Source organism: Klebsiella pneumoniae (assembly GCF_000742135.1).
Lineage (GTDB): Bacteria > Pseudomonadota > Gammaproteobacteria > Enterobacterales > Enterobacteriaceae > Klebsiella > Klebsiella pneumoniae.
The window spans coordinates 1,338,492-1,358,632 of record NZ_KN046818.1 but is presented as its reverse complement, the minus strand read 5'-3'; the positions used below and the strand labels follow the sequence as shown (position 1 = coordinate 1,358,632).

21 protein-coding genes and 7 tRNA genes are annotated in these 20,141 nt (G+C 56.0%); 7 read left to right on the top strand and 21 right to left on the bottom strand.

What is annotated here, in order from left to right; all coding sequences use genetic code 11:
- Positions 1-6: 6 nt before the first annotated feature.
- The 4 genes from galT (at position 7) to gpmA (ending at position 4,285) form a co-directional block, all read left to right on the top strand.
- Positions 7-1,053, top strand: a complete 1,047-nt coding sequence (gene galT, locus DR88_RS18640) for a galactose-1-phosphate uridylyltransferase (RefSeq protein WP_002895147.1) — start codon at positions 7-9, stop codon at positions 1,051-1,053.
- 2 nt (positions 1,054-1,055) lie between these two features.
- Complete coding sequence (gene galK / locus DR88_RS18645; RefSeq protein WP_002895144.1) at positions 1,056-2,204, top strand: galactokinase; 1,149 nt, start codon at positions 1,056-1,058, stop codon at positions 2,202-2,204.
- Complete coding sequence (gene galM, locus DR88_RS18650; RefSeq protein WP_004147646.1) at positions 2,198-3,241, top strand: galactose-1-epimerase; 1,044 nt, start codon at positions 2,198-2,200, stop codon at positions 3,239-3,241. The genes galK and galM overlap by 7 nt, the downstream gene beginning before the upstream one ends.
- Positions 3,242-3,532: 291 nt before the next feature.
- The gene (gene gpmA / locus DR88_RS18655; RefSeq protein ID WP_002895089.1) at positions 3,533-4,285 is read left to right on the top strand and encodes a 2,3-diphosphoglycerate-dependent phosphoglycerate mutase; all 753 of its coding nucleotides are present in this window, start codon (positions 3,533-3,535) and stop codon (positions 4,283-4,285) included.
- Positions 4,286-4,358: 73 nt separating this feature from the next.
- On the opposite strand, the gene aroG is transcribed toward gpmA, so the two are convergent.
- Complete coding sequence (gene aroG / locus DR88_RS18660) at positions 4,359-5,411, bottom strand: 3-deoxy-7-phosphoheptulonate synthase AroG (protein ID WP_002895086.1); 1,053 nt, start codon at positions 5,409-5,411, stop codon at positions 4,359-4,361.
- A 314-nt stretch (positions 5,412-5,725) separates the two neighbouring features.
- Here aroG and DR88_RS18665 point away from each other — a divergent pair, with 314 nt between their 5' ends.
- Positions 5,726-6,091 (top strand): YbgS-like family protein, encoded by a 366-nt coding sequence (locus tag DR88_RS18665; protein WP_020804020.1) that lies wholly within the window; start codon positions 5,726-5,728, stop codon positions 6,089-6,091.
- A gap of 117 nt (positions 6,092-6,208) precedes the next feature.
- Entirely contained in the window at positions 6,209-7,153 is a 945-nt protein-coding gene (gene zitB / locus DR88_RS18670) for a CDF family zinc transporter ZitB (RefSeq protein WP_004147641.1), read from the top strand.
- Here zitB and pnuC read toward each other — a convergent pair.
- Both pnuC and nadA read right to left on the bottom strand, forming a co-directional pair.
- Positions 7,150-7,869: a nicotinamide riboside transporter PnuC gene (gene pnuC, locus DR88_RS18675; protein ID WP_004151689.1), complete on the bottom strand. Its 720-nt coding sequence runs from the start codon at positions 7,867-7,869 to the stop codon at positions 7,150-7,152. The two genes, zitB and pnuC, sit on opposite strands and share 4 nt — an antisense overlap.
- A 35-nt stretch (positions 7,870-7,904) precedes the next feature.
- The gene (gene nadA / locus DR88_RS18680) at positions 7,905-8,948 is read right to left on the bottom strand and encodes a quinolinate synthase NadA (protein ID WP_025861924.1); all 1,044 of its coding nucleotides are present in this window, start codon (positions 8,946-8,948) and stop codon (positions 7,905-7,907) included.
- A gap of 69 nt (positions 8,949-9,017) precedes the next feature.
- Here nadA and DR88_RS29710 point away from each other — a divergent pair, with 69 nt between their 5' ends.
- Complete coding sequence (locus DR88_RS29710; protein WP_004218635.1) at positions 9,018-9,167, top strand: hypothetical protein; 150 nt, start codon at positions 9,018-9,020, stop codon at positions 9,165-9,167.
- A gap of 96 nt (positions 9,168-9,263) precedes the next feature.
- Here the strand turns inward: DR88_RS29710 and DR88_RS18685 are convergent.
- The 18 genes from DR88_RS18685 to cydA form a co-directional block, all read right to left on the bottom strand.
- Positions 9,264-9,339: transfer RNA gene (locus DR88_RS18685), tRNA-Lys, on the bottom strand.
- Positions 9,340-9,472: 133 nt separating this feature from the next.
- A tRNA-Lys gene (locus DR88_RS18690) sits at positions 9,473-9,548 on the bottom strand.
- 146 nt (positions 9,549-9,694) lie between these two features.
- A tRNA-Lys gene (locus tag DR88_RS18695) sits at positions 9,695-9,770 on the bottom strand.
- A gap of 3 nt (positions 9,771-9,773) precedes the next feature.
- Positions 9,774-9,849, bottom strand: a tRNA-Val gene (locus DR88_RS18700).
- A 149-nt stretch (positions 9,850-9,998) separates the two neighbouring features.
- Positions 9,999-10,074: transfer RNA gene (locus DR88_RS18705), tRNA-Lys, on the bottom strand.
- A gap of 2 nt (positions 10,075-10,076) precedes the next feature.
- Positions 10,077-10,152: transfer RNA gene (locus DR88_RS18710), tRNA-Val, on the bottom strand.
- Positions 10,153-10,277: 125 nt separating this feature from the next.
- Positions 10,278-10,353, bottom strand: a tRNA-Lys gene (locus DR88_RS18715).
- A 161-nt stretch (positions 10,354-10,514) separates the two neighbouring features.
- Positions 10,515-11,309 (bottom strand): cell division protein CpoB, encoded by a 795-nt coding sequence (gene cpoB, locus DR88_RS18720; RefSeq protein WP_002895071.1) that lies wholly within the window; start codon positions 11,307-11,309, stop codon positions 10,515-10,517.
- A 9-nt stretch (positions 11,310-11,318) separates the two neighbouring features.
- Positions 11,319-11,843 (bottom strand): peptidoglycan-associated lipoprotein Pal, encoded by a 525-nt coding sequence (gene pal, locus DR88_RS18725; protein ID WP_002895068.1) that lies wholly within the window; start codon positions 11,841-11,843, stop codon positions 11,319-11,321.
- A gap of 34 nt (positions 11,844-11,877) precedes the next feature.
- Complete coding sequence (tolB, locus tag DR88_RS18730; RefSeq protein ID WP_002895066.1) at positions 11,878-13,170, bottom strand: Tol-Pal system beta propeller repeat protein TolB; 1,293 nt, start codon at positions 13,168-13,170, stop codon at positions 11,878-11,880.
- Between the two features lie 129 nt (positions 13,171-13,299).
- Complete coding sequence (tolA, locus tag DR88_RS18735) at positions 13,300-14,622, bottom strand: cell envelope integrity protein TolA (protein ID WP_025861925.1); 1,323 nt, start codon at positions 14,620-14,622, stop codon at positions 13,300-13,302.
- A gap of 99 nt (positions 14,623-14,721) precedes the next feature.
- A complete protein-coding gene (gene tolR, locus DR88_RS18740; protein ID WP_002895061.1) occupies positions 14,722-15,150 on the bottom strand; it encodes a colicin uptake protein TolR in 429 nt (142 codons plus the stop codon).
- Between the two features lie 3 nt (positions 15,151-15,153).
- Complete coding sequence (gene tolQ / locus DR88_RS18745) at positions 15,154-15,846, bottom strand: Tol-Pal system protein TolQ (RefSeq protein WP_004152221.1); 693 nt, start codon at positions 15,844-15,846, stop codon at positions 15,154-15,156.
- Positions 15,843-16,247, bottom strand: a complete 405-nt coding sequence (gene ybgC, locus DR88_RS18750; RefSeq protein WP_002895056.1) for a tol-pal system-associated acyl-CoA thioesterase — start codon at positions 16,245-16,247, stop codon at positions 15,843-15,845. Before ybgC ends, tolQ begins: the two co-directional genes overlap by 4 nt.
- Before the next feature lie 149 nt (positions 16,248-16,396).
- Positions 16,397-16,687, bottom strand: a complete 291-nt coding sequence (gene ybgE, locus DR88_RS18755) for a cyd operon protein YbgE (protein WP_002895053.1) — start codon at positions 16,685-16,687, stop codon at positions 16,397-16,399.
- A complete protein-coding gene (gene cydX / locus DR88_RS18760; RefSeq protein WP_002895051.1) occupies positions 16,687-16,803 on the bottom strand; it encodes a cytochrome bd-I oxidase subunit CydX in 117 nt (38 codons plus the stop codon). Before cydX ends, ybgE begins: the two co-directional genes overlap by 1 nt.
- Before the next feature lie 15 nt (positions 16,804-16,818).
- Entirely contained in the window at positions 16,819-17,958 is a 1,140-nt protein-coding gene (cydB, locus tag DR88_RS18765) for a cytochrome d ubiquinol oxidase subunit II (RefSeq protein WP_002895049.1), read from the bottom strand.
- 15 nt (positions 17,959-17,973) lie between these two features.
- Positions 17,974-19,542 carry a cytochrome ubiquinol oxidase subunit I gene (gene cydA / locus DR88_RS18770; RefSeq protein ID WP_002895047.1) on the bottom strand — a complete coding sequence of 523 codons (1,569 nt, stop codon included), beginning with the start codon at positions 19,540-19,542 and terminating at the stop codon, positions 17,974-17,976.
- Positions 19,543-20,141 lie beyond the last annotated feature (599 nt).

Here is a 20,141-nt window from a genome sequence, read left to right as displayed (position 1 = left end):
ACCTTCATGAGCGTATTTAACCCCGTTGACCATCCACATCGTCGTTATAACCCGTTAACCGGACAGTGGATTCTGGTTTCTCCGCATCGCGCCAAGCGCCCCTGGCAGGGGGCGCAGGAAACGCCGGCAAAACAGACCTTGCCGGCCCACGATCCGGACTGTTTCCTGTGCCCGGGCAACACCCGGGTGACCGGCGACACCAACCCGAATTACACCGGTACCTACGTATTTACCAACGACTTTGCGGCCCTGATGACCGACACCCCGGACGCACCGGAGAGTGACGATCCGCTGATGCGCTGCCAGAGCGCCCGCGGCACCAGTCGGGTGATCTGCTTCTCGCCAGACCACAGCAAAACGCTGCCGGAACTGAGCCTTGAAGCGCTGGAAGACGTGGTTAAAACGTGGCAGGAACAGACCGCGGACCTCGGGAAAAGCTACCCGTGGGTGCAGGTTTTTGAAAACAAAGGGGCAGCGATGGGCTGCTCCAACCCTCACCCGCATGGTCAGGTGTGGGCCAACAGTTTCCTGCCCAATGAAGCGGAACGGGAAGACCGTCTGCAGAAAGAGTATTACGCCGCACAGGGCCAGCCGATGCTGCTGGACTATGTGCAGCGCGAACTGGCCGACGGCAGCCGCACGGTGGTGGACACCGAGCACTGGCTGGCGGTGGTGCCCTACTGGGCCGCCTGGCCGTTCGAAACGCTGCTGTTGCCGAAAGCGCACGTGCAGCGCATTACCGATCTCACCGACGCCCAGCGCAGCGATCTGGCACTGGCGTTGAAAAAGCTGACCAGCCGTTACGACAACCTGTTCCAGTGCTCATTCCCCTACTCCATGGGCTGGCACGGCGCGCCGTTTAACGACGAAGACCATAACCACTGGCAGCTTCATGCCCACTTTTATCCGCCGCTGCTGCGCTCCGCGACGGTCCGCAAGTTTATGGTTGGTTATGAGATGCTGGCCGAAACTCAGCGCGATCTGACCGCCGAGCAAGCTGCCGAACGACTGCGCGCCGTCAGCGACGTCCATTTTCGTGAATCCGGAGTGTAATGATGAGTCTGAAAGAGAAAACCCAAACCCTGTTCGCTGACGCCTTCGGCTACCCGGCCAGCAATGTCATTCAAGCGCCAGGCCGCGTCAACCTGATCGGCGAGCATACCGATTACAACGACGGTTTTGTGCTGCCCTGCGCTATCGACTACCAGACGGTGATCAGCTGTGCGCCGCGCGACGATCGTACCGTGCGGGTGATTGCCGCCGATTACGACAATCAGACCGATGAGTTCTCTCTCGACGCGCCGATTATCAGCCACGACACCCAGCAGTGGTCGAACTATGTCCGCGGCGTGGTAAAGCATCTGCAGCAGCGGAACAGCCACTTTGGCGGCGCGGATCTGGTGATCAGCGGCAATGTACCGCAGGGTGCGGGGTTAAGCTCCTCAGCCTCGCTGGAAGTCGCCGTCGGCACCGTGTTCCAACAGCTGTATCATCTGCCGCTGGATGGCGCGCAAATCGCCCTCAACGGCCAGGAGGCGGAAAACCAGTTCGTCGGCTGCAACTGCGGCATCATGGATCAGCTGATTTCAGCGCTGGGCAAAAAAGACCACGCGCTGCTGATCGACTGCCGTTCGCTGGGCACCAAAGCCGTCTCGATGCCGAAAGGCGTGGCGGTGGTGATCATCAACAGCAACTTTAAGCGTACCCTCGTCGGCAGCGAGTACAACACCCGTCGTGAACAGTGCGAAACCGGCGCGCGCTTCTTCCAGCAGCCCGCCCTGCGCGATGTCACCCTTGAGCAATTTAACGCCGTCGCCCATGAGCTGGATCCGGTCGTCGCGAAGCGCGTACGCCACGTGCTGACGGAGAATGCCCGCACTGTGGAAGCCGCCAGCGCCCTCGAAAAAGGCGACCTGAAGCGGATGGGTGAGCTGATGGCAGAGTCCCACGCCTCGATGCGTGATGATTTCGAGATCACCGTCCCGCAGATCGACACCCTGGTGGAGATCGTTAAGGCCGCGATCGGCGATAAGGGCGGCGTGCGCATGACCGGCGGCGGCTTTGGCGGCTGCGTGGTAGCGTTAATCCCGGAAGATCTGGTCGATACCGTTCAGCAGGCCGTTGCCAACGAGTATGAAGCGAAAACCGGTATTAAAGAGACATTCTATGTCTGCAAACCGTCACAGGGGGCCGGGCAATGCTAACGCAAACCACCGCGCTGGCCCCGGACGGTCAGCCATGGCAGCAGGTGACCCTGCGCAATAAGTCGGGGATGACCGTCACCGTGGCGGACTGGGGCGCGACGCTGCTCAGCGCCGAGGTGCCGTTGGCCGATGGCAGCCTGCGCCGACCGCTGCTGGGCTGCGCAAAGCTGGAAGACTATGCTCGCCAGGCCGCATTTCTTGGCGCCTCGGTAGGCCGCTACGCCAACCGTATCGGCCACAGCCGCTTCCCGCTTGACGGCCAGGTCGTCAACGTCACGCCGTCAAACGACGCGGGCCACCAGCTCCACGGCGGCCCGGAAGGATTTGATAAGCGCCGCTGGCGCATTGTCCGCGCCGACGAGCAGGAAGTGCTGTTCGCCCTGACCTCGCCCGATGGCGATCAAGGCTTTCCGGGCACCCTGCAGGCCACCGCGCACTATCGTCTGACCGACGATAACCGCATCGCGATTACCTATCGCGCCACCGTGGACCAACCCTGCCCGGTGAATATGACCAATCACGTCTATTTCAACCTCGACGGTGAGCAGAGCGATGTGCGCCAGCATCAGCTCCAGATCCTCGCCCAGAGGTATCTGCCGGTGGAAAGCGACGGTATCCCGGATGGCGAACTGAAAGATGTTGCTAACACCAGCTTTGATTTCCGCCAGCCGAAAACCATCGCCGCCGACTTCCTCGCGGATGCCGATCAGCAAAAGGTGAAGGGATACGATCATGCCTTCCTGCTGGATGCCAAAGGCGACGCCAGCCAGCCTGCGGCACAGGTCTGGTCGCAGGATGGCAAGCTGCAGATGACGGTCTATACCTCCGCTCCGGCGCTGCAGTTTTACTCCGGCAACTATCTCGGCGGCACCCCGTCGCAGACGACGGAGCCCTACGCCGACTGGCAGGGACTGGCGCTGGAGAGCGAATTCCTGCCGGATTCGCCGAACCATCCGCAATGGCCGCAGCCGGACTGTGTATTACGTCCGGGCCAGGAGTATGTCAGCCTGACGGAATATCAGTTTATCGCCCGATAATCGCCAGCGCCCTCCATCAGGGGGCGCTGCTTTTCGTCCCCGCCCTCCTCTCTGCCGCCTCTTTTTTCAGCAACCTGCTCTATTTTCCGTCACCAAAGGACAAAAAAATAACCTGTGTATTACAAGCACCTTACACTGCGCCACTATTTTCGCTATGGTTAGGGATAAGCATTGCCGTGCGCCAAATCACGGCAATATAATGAGAATAGTTATCAATCAATAACACATACACCATCACATTCAGCGCACCGTTCGCGGCGCGAGGGATGGCGTGTAGAGAGGAGTGAGAGAATGGCTGTAACTAAGCTGGTACTGGTTCGTCATGGCGAAAGCCAGTGGAACAACGAAAACCGCTTCACCGGTTGGTACGACGTGGATCTGTCCGAGAAAGGCGTTAGCGAAGCGAAAGCAGCGGGTAAACTGCTGAAGGCTGAAGGCTTCAGCTTTGATTTTGCTTATACCTCCGTGCTGAAACGTGCCATCCACACCCTGTGGAACGTGCTGGACGAACTGGATCAGGCCTGGCTGCCGGTTGAGAAATCCTGGAAGCTGAACGAGCGTCATTACGGCGCGCTGCAGGGCCTGAACAAAGCGGAAACCGCTGAGAAATATGGTGACGAGCAGGTTAAACAGTGGCGTCGCGGCTTCGCTGTCACTCCGCCGGAGCTGACCAAAGACGACGAGCGCTACCCGGGCCACGATCCGCGCTATGCAAAACTGACCGACGCCGAACTGCCGACCACTGAAAGCCTGGCGCTGACTATCGACCGCGTCGTGCCTTACTGGAACGAAACCATTCTGCCGCGCCTGAAAAGCGGTGAGCGCGTGATCATCGCCGCTCACGGTAACTCCCTGCGCGCGCTGGTGAAATACCTCGACAACATGGGCGAAGACGAGATCCTCGAACTGAACATCCCGACCGGCGTACCGCTGGTATATGAGTTCGATGAAAACTTCAAGCCGATCAAACATTACTATCTGGGCAATGCGGAAGAGATCGCGGCGAAAGCTGCTGCCGTCGCCAACCAGGGTAAAGCGAAGTAATTTCTCCTGGTGAGAACAAAAAAGCGTGGAAATCTCCACGCTTTTTTTATGACCTGCGCTAGCGCGGAGTAGCTTAGCCGCGGCGGGTTTTCACCGCTTCCGCCAGCTGACGCAGGATCGTTTCGGTATCCTCCCAGCCGATGCAGGCGTCGGTGACGCTCTTGCCGTAGGTCAGCGGTTCACCGCTCTCGAGGCTCTGGTTGCCTTCCACCAGATGGCTTTCAATCATCACGCCCATAATGGCGCGCTCGCCGCCGGCGATCTGCTGGCATACGTCGGCGCCCACTTCCATCTGCTTCTTGAACTGCTTGCTGGAGTTGGCATGGCTGAAGTCGATCATCACCTGGGCCGGAAGACCCGCTTTCGCCAGACCGATTTTCACCTCCGCCACGTGCTTCGCGCTGTAGTTAGGCTCTTTGCCGCCGCGCAAAATAATATGGCAGTCGCCGTTACCGCTGGTATTCACGATGGCGGAGTGGCCCCACTTGGTGACCGACAGGAAACAGTGCGGCGCGCCGGCGGCGTTAATCGCATCGATAGCCACCTTGATGGTGCCATCGGTACCGTTTTTAAAGCCCACCGGGCAGGAGAGTCCGGAGGCGAGCTCACGGTGCACCTGGGATTCGGTGGTTCGCGCGCCAATGGCGCCCCAGCTCATCAGATCGGCGACATACTGCGGGGTGATCATATCGAGGAATTCCCCCGCCGCCGGCAGGCCGCTGTCGTTAATGTCCAGCAGCAGTTTGCGCGCGATGCGCAACCCGTCGTTGATGCGGAAGCTGTTATCCATATGGGGATCGTTGATGAGCCCTTTCCAGCCGACGGTGGTGCGCGGTTTTTCAAAATAGACCCGCATGACGATCTCGAGCTCGCCCTTCAGCGCCTCGCGCAGGGTCAGCAGGCGGGCGGCATACTCTTTCGCCGCTGCCGGATCGTGAATAGAACAAGGCCCAATCACCACCAGCAGACGGTCATCGTCGCCTTTGAGGATCTGATGGATCGCTTTGCGAGCATGTGCAACGGTGTTTGCAGCATTTTCGGTAGCAGGGAATTTTTCCAGGAGCGCAACGGGAGGTAATAATTCGTTGATCTCTTTAATGCGTAAATCGTCGTTCTGATAATTCATCTTCTTTCCAGCGTTGCCATACTTATTCAATGAAATGCAATCCCTCCAATCTATCTCTTCGCTGAAATAGTGTAAACGTGATTTTACAGTAGTGATGGAATAATCCTGGAAATAGGCAAAAATACGCCATAAAGTAGCGAAGCCAGGCTCATGAACTACAATATTTAACTGTTAAAGCTAATTAAGTCTTACGTTTCAGGATTATATAGTGACACTGCGATCGTCTGCGGAGTCTTAAACCATAGCGAGTCAGATCCCTGGCACACTCACCGCGGGAAGCGCATTTCCCCTTCCCGGCTTAACAGGAGTATCCGATGAATATGAAAAAACTGACGACCCTTTTGCTCACCGCCACCTTAGGTCTTGCCAGCGGCGCGGCCCTGGCGGCAGACACCGGCGCCCAGTCCAATAATGGCCAGGCCAACTCTTCCGCGGATGCCGGTCAGGTGGCGCCGGATGCCCGTGAGAACGTGGCGCCGAACAACGTGGACAATAGTCAGATCAACTCTGGCTCTGGGGGCAGCACGGGCTCGACGATGACCCAGGATAATATGTCGAGCGATGAGGTACATAAAAACTCGATGTGTAAAGACGGCCGCTGTCCGGACACCGGTAAAAAACTGGACAACGGCGGCAATACGACCCAAGACAACAGCAAAACCGATGGCACCACCCAGTAACATATGAGGTGGGCAGATCGAAGAAAAGGCGAGCCGGTCTCGCCTTTTCTTCGTTTTTTATCGCTCTCTGTTTATGATGTCATAGCGTAATAATGATAACTATTAAGGGACGACACTATGGCGCACTCGCATTCGCACTCCTCTGTCCAGGCTCCGGATAACAGCAACGCCCGCCGGCTGCTATGGGCGTTTATCGTCACCGCCGGCTTTATGCTGATTGAAGCCGTCGGCGGCGCGATCTCCGGCTCGCTGGCCCTGCTGGCGGATGCCGGCCATATGCTCACCGACTCCGCCGCTCTGCTGTTTGCGCTGCTGGCGGTTCGCTTCGCCAGCCGCCCACCAAATGCCCGCCATACCTTTGGCTGGTTGCGTTTAACCACCCTGGCGGCGTTTCTCAATGCTATTGCTCTGGTGGTGATCACCATGCTGATTGTCTGGGAGGCGATTCAGCGCTTCCAGCATCCGCAGCCGGTAGCCGGCGTGACGATGATGGTCATTGCAGTCGCCGGTCTGCTGGCCAACGTGCTGGCGTTTTGGATCCTACATCGGGGTAGCGAGGAGCGGAATCTTAACGTACGCGCCGCAGCGCTACACGTGCTTGGCGACCTGCTGGGCTCGGTCGGCGCGATCGTGGCGGCCGTGGTGATCCTCACCACCGGCTGGACGCCTGTCGACCCGATTCTTTCCGTGCTGGTTTCCTGCCTGGTATTACGTAGTGCCTGGCGATTACTGAAAGAGAGTCTGAATGAATTGCTGGAAGGCGCGCCGCGTTCGCTGGATGTGGCGGCCCTGCAGCGGGATATCCGTCGCTCTATCCCGGAGGTACGCGATGTTCACCACGTCCACGTCTGGCTGGTGGGGGAAAAACCGGTGATGACGCTCCATGTACAGGTCGTTCCACCGCACGATCATGACGCGTTACTCAACCGCATCCTGCATTTCCTGGAACATAAATATGAAATTGCGCATGCCACGGTGCAGATGGAGTACCAGCCCTGCAGCGGCCCGGAGTGCCATCTCAACACGATGCACGCCGGGCACGATCATCACCACCACCATTAGCCAGAAAACGCGTGAGAACCTCGCTCACGCGCGCTGTTTATCCACATCCGGCTGCCGTTCAACGCAATGAACGTCAGCAAGAGGTATTCCAGCGACATGGCATAGACGCCCTGACGGGCAAAAATCACCACGCTTATCACGTTGACGATCACCCACAGCAGCCAGTTTTCAACATACTTGCGGGTCATTAAGATCATCGCCACCACCGACAGCACCGTCATACAGGAGTCCCAGAACGGGAAAGCATCCGGCTGCAGTTCCGGCATAGTGACCTGCAAACCGAGCGCTTGCATCAGGCTGACCGCGATCCGCGTCAGGAAAGCAAAGAACGGGTTGATAAACAGGGTCAGCAAGCCGATCGCTACCACGCAGGCCGCCAGCCAGCCCAGCGCTTTGCTGCGCGGCAGCCAGCGGATCTGCAGCTCAGCCTCATGGTTGCTGCTTTGTCGCGACCATGCATACCAGCCGTAAACGTTAGCGGCAAAAAAGAACAGCTGCAGCAGCAGGCTGGCGTACAGCTGGATCTGAAAGAAGATGATGGCGAACAGCGTGACGTTGACCAGCCCGAAAGCATAGTTACTGATCTTCTCCAGGCTCGCCAGCCAGATACACAACAGCCCGGCAATCGTCCCCACGGCCTCTATCCAGGAGAGATCGTACCCCCCAGCGCCGATGGGTATATGTACTAAAATATTCTGCGTGCTAAAAAAATCCATTTCCTCCCCTCAGCGTCTGGCGACGCGACAATAGGTTATCCCCGTAGTGTAGCCGCAAAATCCAGCATCCGGTTAAGGGGAATTAATGCGCCGGTTCGCAGCGCTTCGTCGACATGGATTTCATGTTCAGCGCCGCCCTGCTCGAGACCCTCGGCAATGGCTTTCAGGCAATTCATCGCCATCCACGGACAATGCGCGCAGCTGCGGCAGGTCGCCCCTTCGCCGGCTGTGGGCGCTTCCAGCAGCGTTTTCTCCGGCACCGCCTGCTGCATTTTATAGAAAATACCGCGATCGGTGGCCACGATCAGCTGGCGCTGGGGCAGGCTTTTCGCCGCCGCAATCAGCTGGCTGGTGGAGCCTACGGCATCGGCCATCTCAACGATCGCCTGCGGCGACTCGGGATGGACCAGCACGGCGGCTTCGGGATGCAGAGCCTTCATCCGCATCAACGCCTGGGTTTTAAACTCGTCGTGCACGATGCACGCCCCCTGCCAGCACAGCACGTCTGCGCCGGTCTGACGCTGAACGTAACGCCCAAGGTGGCGGTCCGGCGCCCAGAGGATCTTTTGACCAAGACTATCCAGATGGTCAATGAGTTCCACGGCGATGCTGGAGGTCACCACCCAGTCGGCGCGGGCCTTCACCGCGGCGGACGTATTGGCATAGACCACGACGGTGCGGTCAGGATGGGCGTCGCAAAAGGCGTTGAATTCCTCAATCGGACAGCCCAGATCCAATGAACACTCGGCGTTCAGGGTCGGCATCAAAATGGTCTTTTCCGGGCTGAGAATTTTGGCGGTTTCCCCCATAAAACGCACCCCGGCGACCAGCAGCGTGGAGGCCGAATGGCGGGCGCCAAAGCGCGCCATCTCCAGCGAGTCGGCGATACAGCCGCCGGTCTCTTCCGCCAGCTGTTGAATTTCAGGATCGGTGTAGTAATGCGCCACCATCACGGCATCGCGCTCGCTCAGCAGGCGCTTGATTTTTTCGCGGTAAAACTGCTTTTCGTCGACGGTCAGCGGCTGCGGTTTAGCAGGGAAAGGATAAATCGCCGTTTCAGGATCAAACATTACGCTCATCATGCAATCTCGTTTTACTGGCTTAACTCTACAACCGTCTGTATGGCCTTTCGGCGGCTTAACACGGTCATGGTGTTTTATATGCTAAACAAGATAGCCGATTACGAGCTAAAAGTCGTGATGAATTTTGTACATCAGACCCTTTTCCCGGGGACGGTGCTGCGCATCTGCCCGAACGACCGGTTCGTATCCTGTGCAGGCACGGTAAGCGCAGCGTGACCGTGGGAAAATGATGAATTAAGAAATTATTAACATTGATGAGTGGCAGGGAAAATGCAGATAGCAAAAAGGCGCCTTTAGGGCGCCTTTTTACATTGGTGGGTCGTGCAGGATTCGAACCTGCGACCAATTGATTAAAAGTCAACTGCTCTACCAACTGAGCTAACGACCCCTTGCGGGATTTTACTGCTGCCATCATTCAGGATGGTGGGTCGTGCAGGATGACTCGACTTCGCCTCGCCCTTCGGGCCGTTGCTGTCGCAACGTTATCCTTCACGTTCAGCATCTGAGTTAAATGCTGAAATTGGTGGGTCGTGCAGGATTCGAACCTGCGACCAATTGATTAAAAGTCAACTGCTCTACCAACTGAGCTAACGACCCGCTCTGGTACTACCTGAATAATTTCACTCGACACCAATTCAGAAATTGGTAGGTCGTGCAGGATGACTCGGCTTTGCCTCGCCCTTCGGGCCGTTGCTGACGCAACGTTATCCTTCACGTTCAGCATCTGAGTTAAATGCTGAAATTGGTGGGTCGTGCAGGATTCGAACCTGCGACCAATTGATTAAAAGTCAACTGCTCTACCAACTGAGCTAACGACCCGAGTGGTGGGTGATGACGGGATCGAACCGCCGACCCCCTCCTTGTAAGGGAGGTGCTCTCCCAGCTGAGCTAATCACCCGAAACTGCGCTGGATACTACCGATACTGCGTCCACCTACCCCATCATAAAAATGATTGGAGTGCAGGATGACTCGCTTCGCTCGCCCTCCGGGCCGTAGCTGAAGCAACGTTATCCTTCACGTTTAACACCGACGTTCGATGTTAAAGATGGTGGGTCGTGCAGGATTCGAACCTGCGACCAATTGATTAAAAGTCAACTGCTCTACCAACTGAGCTAACGACCCGGTGGTGGGTGATGACGGGATCGAACCGCCGACCCCCTCCTTGTAAGGGAGGTGCTCTCCCAGCTGAGCTAATCACCCGATACTACGCTGGATACTACTAAGCGGTGGGTCGTGCAGGATGACTCGGCTTCGCCTCGCCCTACGGGCCGTTGCTGACGCAACGTTATCCTTCACGTTTTACTATCGCGTTCCACCAGAACGATTGGTGGGTCGTGCAGGATTCGAACCTGCGACCAATTGATTAAAAGTCAACTGCTCTACCAACTGAGCTAACGACCCACTCTGGCATTGCTTTGGGCTTGTTTGATATCCCTTGGCAACGGCGGCATATATTACTGATTTCAGAATTCAGCGCAACTAAAATTTCGATAAAGATCACTTAACTGCTGGCGATTCAGGCGACAAGACCAGAAATAACGCGATTTCTGGTCATGCCGTAATCAACCAAGAGCATTAAGTCGTTTTTGCGCTTGTTTCGCACCGTCGGTGCCGGGGAATTTATTGATCACCTGCTGGTAAACCGCTTTCGCTTTCGCGGTATCACCTTTGTCCTGCATGATCACGCCGACTTTAAACATCGCGTCAGGCGCTTTTGGCGATTTCGGGTAGTTCTTCACCACCGAAGCGAAGTAAAACGCCGCGTCGTCTTTTCTCCCCTTATTGTAGTTCAACTGCCCGAGCCAGTAGTTAGCGTTTGGCTGGTAGGTTGAATCCGGGTACTTTTTGACGAAGTTTTGAAACGCCACCATCGCGTCATCCTGGCGTGAGGCATCCTTCACCAGGGCAATAGCGGCATTATAATCGGTGTTCGCATCGCCGGTCATCGCCGGGGCGCCTGAGGTGGCCGCTGGCGCTGCGCTGGTGGCAGCCGCGCTCTGATCGCCAGAAGACGACGGAGCCTGCGCACCTGATGCTGCGCCGCCACCGCTGCTCAAACTATCTATCTGCAGCAGAATCTGTTTCTGGCGCTCAACGATCTGATTCAGCTGGTATTGGTTCTCCTGGATCTGCCCGCGGAGAGAATCAATGTCAGTCTGGTTATCAGAGAGTTGTTGCTGGAGTTGGGTTAAAAGCTGGCTGTGAGCATTGGAAATACGCTCGAGTTGAGTGACGCGGTCTTCGACCGAGCCTGAGCCGACACTACTGATTGGCGCCTGAGCAAAAGCGGCCCAGGGGGCCGCTATGCCAACCAGTAACGACAGACTCAATAAATGATGTCTGAAGTTACTGCTCATGCAATTCTCTTAGTAAACCAGTACGGCGCGACGGTTTTTGGCATATGCCGCTTCGTCATGACCCAGTACTGCTGGTTTTTCTTTACCGTAAGAAACGATGGAGATCTGATCGGCAGAAACACCTTTGCCCTGCAGATACATCTTAACGGCGTTAGCACGACGCTCACCCAGAGCGATGTTGTATTCCGGCGTACCGCGCTCATCCGCGTGACCTTCTACAGTCACTTTGTAGGACGGGTTGCTGCGCAGGAAGTTAGCGTGCGCGTCCAGCATAGCAGCGAAGTCAGAACGGATATCGTACTTGTCGAGATCGAAGTAAACGATGTTGTTCTGCTGCAGCTGCTGCATCTGCAGACGAGCTTGCTCTTCAGAAGACATGTTGCCGCCGTTACCGTTAGCGTCCATACCAGTGCCGGCACCCAGCATGCCTTCACCGCTCTGGTCGTTGCTGGCGTTCTTGTTAGAAGAACATGCCGCGATTGCCATAACCGGCAGAGCGATCATCAGCCCTTTCAGCACTTTGTTCAGTTGCATTTCTTTGATTCCTTTAATAATCAATTATTTATTATCACAGATACGGCGACCAGGCAGGCGATTTTACCTGTCCATCAGTTGCCGGAAGACGCGCTTTGAAACGCCCATCTGTAGAAACCAGATTCAGCACGGATCCCATCCCCTGAGAAGAGCTGTAGATTACCATAGTGCCGTTAGGTGCCAGACTTGGCGTTTCGTCTAAAAACGTTGATGACAGAACCTGTACACCACCCGTTTCCAGATCTTGTTTGGCAATGTGCTGCTGACCGCCGGCCGAGCTGACCATTACCATGGTTTTACCATCCGCGCTCACGTCGGCGTCCTGGTTCTGAGAACCTTCCCAGGTGATACGCTGCGGCGTGCCGCCATTAATGTTGACTTTATATACCTGCGGACGACCTGCCTGGTCAGAGGTGAAGGCCAGATTCTGGCTGTCCGGGAACCAGCTTGGTTCGGTGTTGTTGCTGCGACCGTTGGTCACCTGACGAATCTGACCGGATCCCAGATCCATTACGTACAGGTTCAGGCTACCGGTTTTCGACAGCGCGAACGCCAGTTTAGAACCATCCGGTGAGAACGCCGGGGCGCCGTTGTGCTGCGGGAAGGAGGCGATCTGACGCACAGAGGCGTTCGCCAGGGTCTGAACCACCAGCGCAGAACGACCGCTTTCAAAGGTAACGTAGGCCAGTTTAGAACCGTCCGGAGACCAGGCCGGGGACATCAGCGGCTGGGAGGAACGGTGAACCAGGAACTGGTTGTAACCATCGTAGTCGGACACGCGCAGTTCGTAAGGGTACTGGCCGCCGTTTTTCTGCACCACGTAGGCGATACGGGTACGGAAGGCGCCCTTGATGCCGGTCAGCTTCTCAAATACCGCGTCGCTGGCCGCGTGCGCCGCATAGCGCAGGTACTGCTTAGTGACTTTAAAAGAACCTTGCGCCAGCGTTGTGCCCGGCGCTCCGCCGGTGTCCACCAGTTGATACGCAACCTGATAAGAACCATCCGGATTTTGCGTGACCTGGCCGACGACTACGGCGTCAATACCCAGCGCAGACCAGGCAGCAGGCTGCACTTCCTGGGCACTGGTCGGCTGCTGCGGCAGACGAGAGCGATCCAGCGGATTGAATTTACCGCTGTTGCGCAGGTCAGCTGCCACGATACCACCGACATCTTCCGGCGCAGCGCCCTGGCCGGCCCACTGGAACGGTACCACGCCGATAGGGCGCGCCGAGTCCACCCCCTGGGTGATCTCGATACGTACTTCTGCGTGCAGCACCGCCGCCCACAGCATTAAAAAACCAAATGCTACTCGTAATGCCTGCTTCATCATATCTCCCTTATCCGGGCGGAAAGCCCACGATAATTTAGCAGAATGTTAACAAACTCAAATATACAAAACTACCAAAACCCTGTGACTACCATAGATTGTTTTTCCCCGTTTGCACGGGGAAAAATGTCACTGAGGTTTGAAGTCCAGTGGCGCATTTTTGAAGACTTCATATACTGCCTGGCTAGGTGGTTTCGGAAACTTAGCCTGTCGGGCTGCGGCAAGAGCGGCCTGGCACAGAGCAGGATCACCACCTTCGGACTGTATATTTAACAACAGGCCGTCAGGAGCAAGTTTGATACGCAAGGTACATGTTTTGCCCGCATAGGACGATGCGTCATAAAACTTACTTTCAATCGCCGATTTTATCTGTCCGGCATAGTTGTTGATATCAGCCCCTGAGGCACTGTTTTTAGTATTACCACTCCCGGCAGCGGAGGCATTGTTTCCTTTGGCCCCACCGCCTGTTTTAGGCGCATTCTTACCAGAACTCAGATCGCCGAGCAGGTTGTCTACGCCGTCCGCTTCTTTCGCAGCCGCCGCTTTCTTCGCCGCCGCGGCTTTTGCTGCTGCCGCCTTGGCCGCTTTATCAGCTGCAGCCTTCTCTGCTGCAGCCGCTTTCGCTGCCGCCGCTTTTTCAGCGGCTGCGGCTTTCTCGGCGGCCGCTTTTTGCGCGGCAGCTTTCTCAGCAGCCGCTTTTTCAGCTGCCGCCTGCTTAGCCGCTTCCTGCTGGGCTTTTTTCTCCGCTTCCTGTTGCGCTTTCTTCGCAGCCGCCGCTTCCGCTTTCTTCTGCGCCTCGGCCGCAGCTTTCGCCGCTTCAGCTTCCGCCTGTTTCTTCGCCTCGGCAGCGGCTTTCGCTGCAGCGGCTTCGGCCTGCTTCTTCGCGTCAGCAGCCGCCTTGGCCGCCGCCTGTTCTGCCGCTTTCGCCTGGGCATCCGCCTTCGCTTTCGCCTCGGCGGCCGCTTTGGCAGCGGCTTCCTGCGCTTCTTTTGCCTGTGCGTCCGCTTTGGCTTTTGCCTGTGCGTCCGCTTTGGCTTTTGCCGCCGCGGCGGCCTTGGCAGCCGCTTCTTCAGCCTGCTTCTGCTGCTCCTTCGCTTCTTTCGCCGCTTCCTGCGCCTGCAGCCGCTCCTGTTCGAGCTGTTTCAGCCGTTCCTGTTCCGCCGCCTGTTTCTCACGTAACTCTTCCGCCTGCTGCTGCGCCTGTTTTTCACGCTGTTCAGCGGCGCGACGTGCGCTGGCCTGCTGCTGTTGCTGACGGTTATAGTTATTTACCACCGCCCCCGGATCGACCATGACGGCATCAATCGACGATCCGCCGCCGCCGCCGGCAGAGGCATCCAGATGCTCGTCAAACGAACTCCAGATCAGCAGCGCGATCAGAATGATGTGCAGCGCGACTGAAATGATGATCGCTCGTTTAAGCTTGTCGTTTTGTTCGGTTGCCTTTGACACTATCGGTTCCCAAAAACTGTTCGCCTGTATCCGCGATGCGCACCGACGGCGAGCGATACCCGCCACCGGACGCCGCGCGGACGCACCTACCTGAAGCGATTAAATAGGTTTGGTCATCAAGCCGACCGATTTAACCCCTGCACTATGCAACAGGTTCAGCGCTTTAATAATTTCATCGTAAGGGACGTCTTTCGCACCGCCGATCAGGAATACCGTTTTTTCATTGGCTTCAAGACGACGCTTCGCTTCGGCAATTACCTGCTCCGGCGGCAGCTGGGATAGCGTCTCCTGCCCCACCTTCACGCTGTACTGCCCTACCCCGGAGACTTCCACAATCACCGGCGGATCGTCATTGCTTTTCACCGCTTGCGATTCCGTGGCGTCCGGCAGATCGACTTCCACGCTCTGCGTAATGATCGGCGCCGTTGCCATAAAGATCAGCAGCAGCACCAGCAGGACATCCAGCAGCGGAACGATGTTGATCTCGGACTTCAGTTCGCGACGTCCGCGTCCACGTGCTCTGGCCATGGCTTACCCCTTATTGCTTTCGCTGGTGGTAAAGGCCTGACGGTGCAGAATAGCGGTGAACTCTTCCATAAAGTTGTCGTAATTCAGTTCAAGCTTGTTCACGCGCTGGTTCAGGCGGTTATACGCCATGACCGCCGGGATCGCGGCGAACAGACCAATCGCGGTGGCGATCAGCGCTTCGGCGATACCTGGCGCCACCATCTGCAGGGTGGCCTGCTTCACCGCGCCAAGGGCGATAAAGGCGTGCATAATCCCCCAGACGGTACCGAACAGACCGATATACGGGCTGATCGAGCCTACGGTGCCGAGGAACGGAATATGGGTTTCCAGCGTTTCCAGTTCGCGGTTCATCGAAATACGCATCGCGCGCGATGCCCCTTCGACAATCGCTTCCGGCGCATGGCTGTTAGCCCGATGCAGGCGTGCAAACTCTTTGAAACCGCTGTAGAAGATTTGTTCCGAACCGGTCAGGTTATCGCGACGCCCCTGGCTCTCCTGGTACAGACGAGAGAGCTCGATCCCGGACCAGAATTTGTCCTCGAACGCTTCAGCTTCACGCGCGGCCGAGTTAAGGATACGCGTTCTCTGAATAATGATAGCCCAGGAAGCGATAGAAAAACCAATCAAAATCAACATGATAAGTTTTACCAGAAGGCTCGCCTTCAGGAACAAATCAAGGATATTCATGTCAGTCACTGCTTAAACTCCGCGACAATAGACTTGGGAAGCGCACGTGGCTTCATTAAGAGTGGATCAACGCACACAATGAGAACCTCAGCTTCGTTTAACACTGTATTCTCGGCGTTGACGATTCGCTGCGTGAAAACCAAAGAGGTGCCGCGCATCGAGGTAATTTCCGTCTGGACTTCGAGCATGTCGTCGAGTCTGGCGGGGGCAAAATACTCCAGCGTCATTTTGCGAACCACGAAGGCAACGCGTTCAGCCAACAGCACCTGTTGACTAAAGTGATGGTGGCGCAGCATCTCTGTGCGTGCTCTTTCATAAAAAGCGACGTAACTGGCGTGGTAAACCACACCACCGGCATCGGTATCTTCGTAGTAGACCCGAACCGGCCATCGAAACAGCGTTGTATTCACTTTACATCCCGGTAATGCAAAAAAAGGTTAGAGCTTTCAAACTTCGCTACTATACGCGCGGGAAAGGTGGTTTGGAATGGGGGAAAGTAAACGGGGCGTAAATTTTTATGGGCTTATGCAAGCCCATAGCATTAACAGAGATCTCTTATTCAAAAGAAGAAAAAGAAGAGACCTAAAGCGAGCACGATATCAGCGATAAGCGGACAAAAAATCCCCTGCCAGTGAACGGCACGCGGGCGAAAGCCCACGCCGTGAATAACGCCGCTGCAAACCGCCCACATCAGCAAGAAACCATGCCAGATTTCCAGCTCGCTGGTCTTCGCCGCAAAGCGCGACGGATCCCAGAAAATGCAGCCAGCCAGCAGCAGCGCCATCAATAAGGAAAGCGCCCGGAGCGGGCGCTTGTCCATTATCGCGTACAGAGTAGCGATAAATTTCATCAGATTTCTTCTTTCTTCCCGGCTTTGGTGGCTTCCACGTGCTCAAGCGCCAGCGCGGTAATGACCCCAAAAGCACAGGCAAGAAGCGTTCCCAAAATCCATGCGAAGTACCACATATATAGCTCCTTACCTTAGTACAGCGAGTGGGTATTCTTTTCGATGTCTTCGCGCGTGATGCGGCCAAACATCTTCCAGTAACACCAGCTGGTGTAGGCCAGAATGATCGGCACGAAAACAATCGCCACGTAGGTCATCAGGTTCAGCGTCCGCTGACTGGAGGTCGCGTCCCACATTGTCAGGCTGGCGTTCAGCATGGTGCTGGACGGCATGATGAACGGGAACATCGCGATACCGGCAGTAAGAATGATGCAGGCCAGGGTCAGCGAGGAGAACAGGAATGCCCAGGCACCTTTATCCGCTTTAGTCGAAACGACGGTCAGCAGCGGCAACACCACGCCCAGGGCAGGCACCGCCCACAGCGCTGGCATATTGTTAAAGTTCACCATCCACGCGCCAGCTTCACGTACCACTTCCTTGGTCAGCGGGTTAGACGGGCCGGTATGGTCAATCACCGATTTCACCACATAGCCGTCGATGCCGTAGTAGACCCACACGCCCGCCAGCGCGAAGCAGACCAGCGTCACCAGCGCCGCCACCATGGAAACGGTGCGAGTACGCAGGTGCAGTTCGCCTACGGTACGCATCTGCAGGTAGGTGGCGCCCTGAGTCAGGATCATCGCCACGCTGACGATACCGGCCAGCAGACCAAACGGGTTCAGCAACTGGAAGAAGTTACCGGTATAGAACAGACGCAGGTATTCATCGACGTGGAACGGCACGCCCTGCAGCAGGTTGCCAAAGGCCACGCCAATCACCAGCGGCGGCACGAAGCTACCGATGAAGATGCCCCAGTCCCACATGTTGCGCCAGCGGGTGTCCTCGATCTTGGAACGGTAGTCAAAACCGACCGGACGGAAGAACAGCGAGGCCAGCACCAGAATCATCGCCACATAGAAGCCAGAGAACGCCGCGGCGTAAACCATCGGCCAGGCAGCGAACAGCGCGCCGCCGGCGGTGATCAGCCACACCTGGTTACCGTCCCAGTGCGGGGCGATGGCGTTGATCATAATCCGACGCTCGGTGTCGTTGCGGCCGAGGAAGCGGGTGAGCATGCCCACCCCCATGTCGAACCCGTCGGCGACGGCAAAACCAATCAGCAGAATGCCAATCAGCAGCCACCAGATAAAACGCAATACTTCATAATCGATCATTTGACGACTCCTGTCTTAGCGTGCCGACTGAATAGCCGCAGAGGACTGTTCAAAGTGATAGCGGCCGGTTTTCAGGCTGCTAGGTCCTTTGCGGGCAAACTTGAACATCAGGAACAGTTCAGCCACCAGGAACAGCGTGTACAGACCGCAGATCAGCAACATTGAGAAGATCAGATCGCCCGCGGTTAATGATGAGTTAGCCACCGCCGTCGGCAGGACCTCACCAATCGCCCACGGCTGACGGCCGTATTCGGCAACAAACCAGCCCGACTCCACGGCAATCCACGGCAGCGGCAGGCCGTAGAATGCGGCGCGCAGCAGCCATTTTTTCTCGCCGATGCGGTTACGGATCACGCTCCAGAAGGAGGCGCCTATAATCAGCAGCATCAGGATGCCGCACGCCACCATGATACGGAAGGCGAAGTACAGCGGTGCGACGCTTGGAATGGAGTCTTTGGTCGCTTTGGCGATCTGCTCTTCCGTGGCGTCAGCGACGTTCGGGGTATAGCGCTTCAACAGCAGGCCATAACCGAGGTCCTTCTTCACGTTATTGAACTGGTCACGCACGGCCTGATCGGTTGAACCGGCGCGCAGCTGTTCCAGCAGCGCGTAGGCTTTCATGCCGTTACGGATACGCTCTTCGTGCTGAACCATCAGATCCTTGAGGCCGATAACCGGTTTATCCACCGAGCGGGTAGCAATGATGCCCAGCGCGTAGGGGATCTGGATCGCAAAGTGGTTGGTCTGCGCATTCTGATCGGGAATACCAAACAGGGTGAAGGCCGCCGGCGCAGGCTGGGTTTCCCACTCTGCTTCGATAGCCGCCAGTTTGGTTTTCTGCACGTCACCCATTTCGTAACCGGATTCGTCACCCAGCACAATAACGGAGAGGATCGCCGCCATACCGAAGCTGGCTGCGATGGCAAAGGAGCGCTTGGCAAAGGCGAAGTCGCGACCTTTCAGCATGTACCAGGAGCTAATCGCCAGGATGAACATCGCGCCGGTGACATAGCCCGACGCCACAGTGTGAACGAATTTCACCTGGGCGACCGGGTTGAGCACCAGTTCAGAGAAGCTGACCATCTCCATACGCATGGTTTCGAAGTTGAAGTCCGATGCGATAGGGTTCTGCATCCAGCCGTTGGCGACAAGGATCCACAGCGCGGAGAGGTTGGAACCCAGCGCAACCAGCCAGGTGACGGCCATGTGCTGAACTTTGCCCAGACGATCCCAACCGAAGAAGAACAGACCTACAAAGGTGGATTCGAGGAAGAAGGCCATCAGACCTTCAATGGCCAGCGGCGCACCAAAGATATCGCCCACGTAGTGTGAGTAATACGACCAGTTAGTCCCGAACTGGAACTCCATGGTCAGACCGGTCGCCACACCCAGCGCGAAGTTGATACCAAACAACTTGCCCCAGAATTTGGTCATATCTTTATAAATCTGTTTGCCGGAAAGGACGTAGACCGTTTCCATGATGGCCAGCAGGAACGCCATACCGAGCGTTAGCGGCACAAACAGGAAGTGGTACATCGCGGTCAAGGCAAACTGTAAGCGCGACAGTTCGACTATATCTAACATCATGACTCCTTGCTCATCGCATGAAGACTCCGAAAATGAACCGAGAAGCTCTGGCTCATACGCATGCCCCAATACAAATTTATTTGTCGCCCGTCCACAGCAGGTTTCAATCGAAGGTAAAACCATGCCAGGGTAAGGTTACAAATACGTTAACGAAAAACCCAATTGATTCCCCAATATATTACGCCGCAATAACCTTACAATAAATATGTTTTTATTGTTCCAGTTTTACATTTTTCGACGGTGATCAATATATAGTGAAGATGGCTGAATTCAGCCAATTTGACTTGAGACAATTTAACGTTTTTTGAGGGATTTTTCCAAGGATTAAGTATTGATATAAATCAATTTTTACTCTATGTGTTAATTATGTAGCCCAATAAAGAATATTGGTGAACTTAATGTTAATTAAGTGTTTAAACTATGGCTTTTCCAGTTACTAAAAAGAGAGATATGAGAATCATAGGTAATATTATTTAACGTCGTGGAAAAAAAACAAAAAAAAGGAACCGATCCGAATAATGTTAGACCGCTCACAGTATTTTATCTTCTTCCTTATCCCCTGCCCCACGCTTTTTCGCTGCCGCTTTTGTTTCCCT

What these genes read in the sequence shown, in the direction of transcription:
- tolR (WP_002895061.1), bottom strand. Translation starts at nt 15,150, where the DNA reads ATGGCCAGAGCACGTGGACGCGGACGTCGCGAACTGAAGTCCGAGATC.
- ybgE (WP_002895053.1), bottom strand. Translation starts at nt 16,687, where the DNA reads ATGAAATTTATCGCTACTCTGTACGCGATAATGGACAAGCGCCCGCTC.
- DR88_RS18665 (WP_020804020.1), top strand. Translation starts at nt 5,726, where the DNA reads ATGAATATGAAAAAACTGACGACCCTTTTGCTCACCGCCACCTTAGGT.
- pnuC (WP_004151689.1), bottom strand. Translation starts at nt 7,869, where the DNA reads ATGGATTTTTTTAGCACGCAGAATATTTTAGTACATATACCCATCGGC.
- DR88_RS29710 (WP_004218635.1), top strand. Translation starts at nt 9,018, where the DNA reads ATGGTGTTTTATATGCTAAACAAGATAGCCGATTACGAGCTAAAAGTC.
- cydA (WP_002895047.1), bottom strand. Translation starts at nt 19,542, where the DNA reads ATGTTAGATATAGTCGAACTGTCGCGCTTACAGTTTGCCTTGACCGCG.
- galK (WP_002895144.1), top strand. Translation starts at nt 1,056, where the DNA reads ATGAGTCTGAAAGAGAAAACCCAAACCCTGTTCGCTGACGCCTTCGGC.
- zitB (WP_004147641.1), top strand. Translation starts at nt 6,209, where the DNA reads ATGGCGCACTCGCATTCGCACTCCTCTGTCCAGGCTCCGGATAACAGC.
- cpoB (WP_002895071.1), bottom strand. Translation starts at nt 11,309, where the DNA reads ATGAGCAGTAACTTCAGACATCATTTATTGAGTCTGTCGTTACTGGTT.
- gpmA (WP_002895089.1), top strand. Translation starts at nt 3,533, where the DNA reads ATGGCTGTAACTAAGCTGGTACTGGTTCGTCATGGCGAAAGCCAGTGG.
- aroG (WP_002895086.1), bottom strand. Translation starts at nt 5,411, where the DNA reads ATGAATTATCAGAACGACGATTTACGCATTAAAGAGATCAACGAATTA.
- cydX (WP_002895051.1), bottom strand. Translation starts at nt 16,803, where the DNA reads ATGTGGTACTTCGCATGGATTTTGGGAACGCTTCTTGCCTGTGCTTTT.
- nadA (WP_025861924.1), bottom strand. Translation starts at nt 8,948, where the DNA reads ATGAGCGTAATGTTTGATCCTGAAACGGCGATTTATCCTTTCCCTGCT.
- galT (WP_002895147.1), top strand. Translation starts at nt 7, where the DNA reads ATGAGCGTATTTAACCCCGTTGACCATCCACATCGTCGTTATAACCCG.
- pal (WP_002895068.1), bottom strand. Translation starts at nt 11,843, where the DNA reads ATGCAACTGAACAAAGTGCTGAAAGGGCTGATGATCGCTCTGCCGGTT.
- galM (WP_004147646.1), top strand. Translation starts at nt 2,198, where the DNA reads ATGCTAACGCAAACCACCGCGCTGGCCCCGGACGGTCAGCCATGGCAG.
- tolB (WP_002895066.1), bottom strand. Translation starts at nt 13,170, where the DNA reads ATGAAGCAGGCATTACGAGTAGCATTTGGTTTTTTAATGCTGTGGGCG.
- cydB (WP_002895049.1), bottom strand. Translation starts at nt 17,958, where the DNA reads ATGATCGATTATGAAGTATTGCGTTTTATCTGGTGGCTGCTGATTGGC.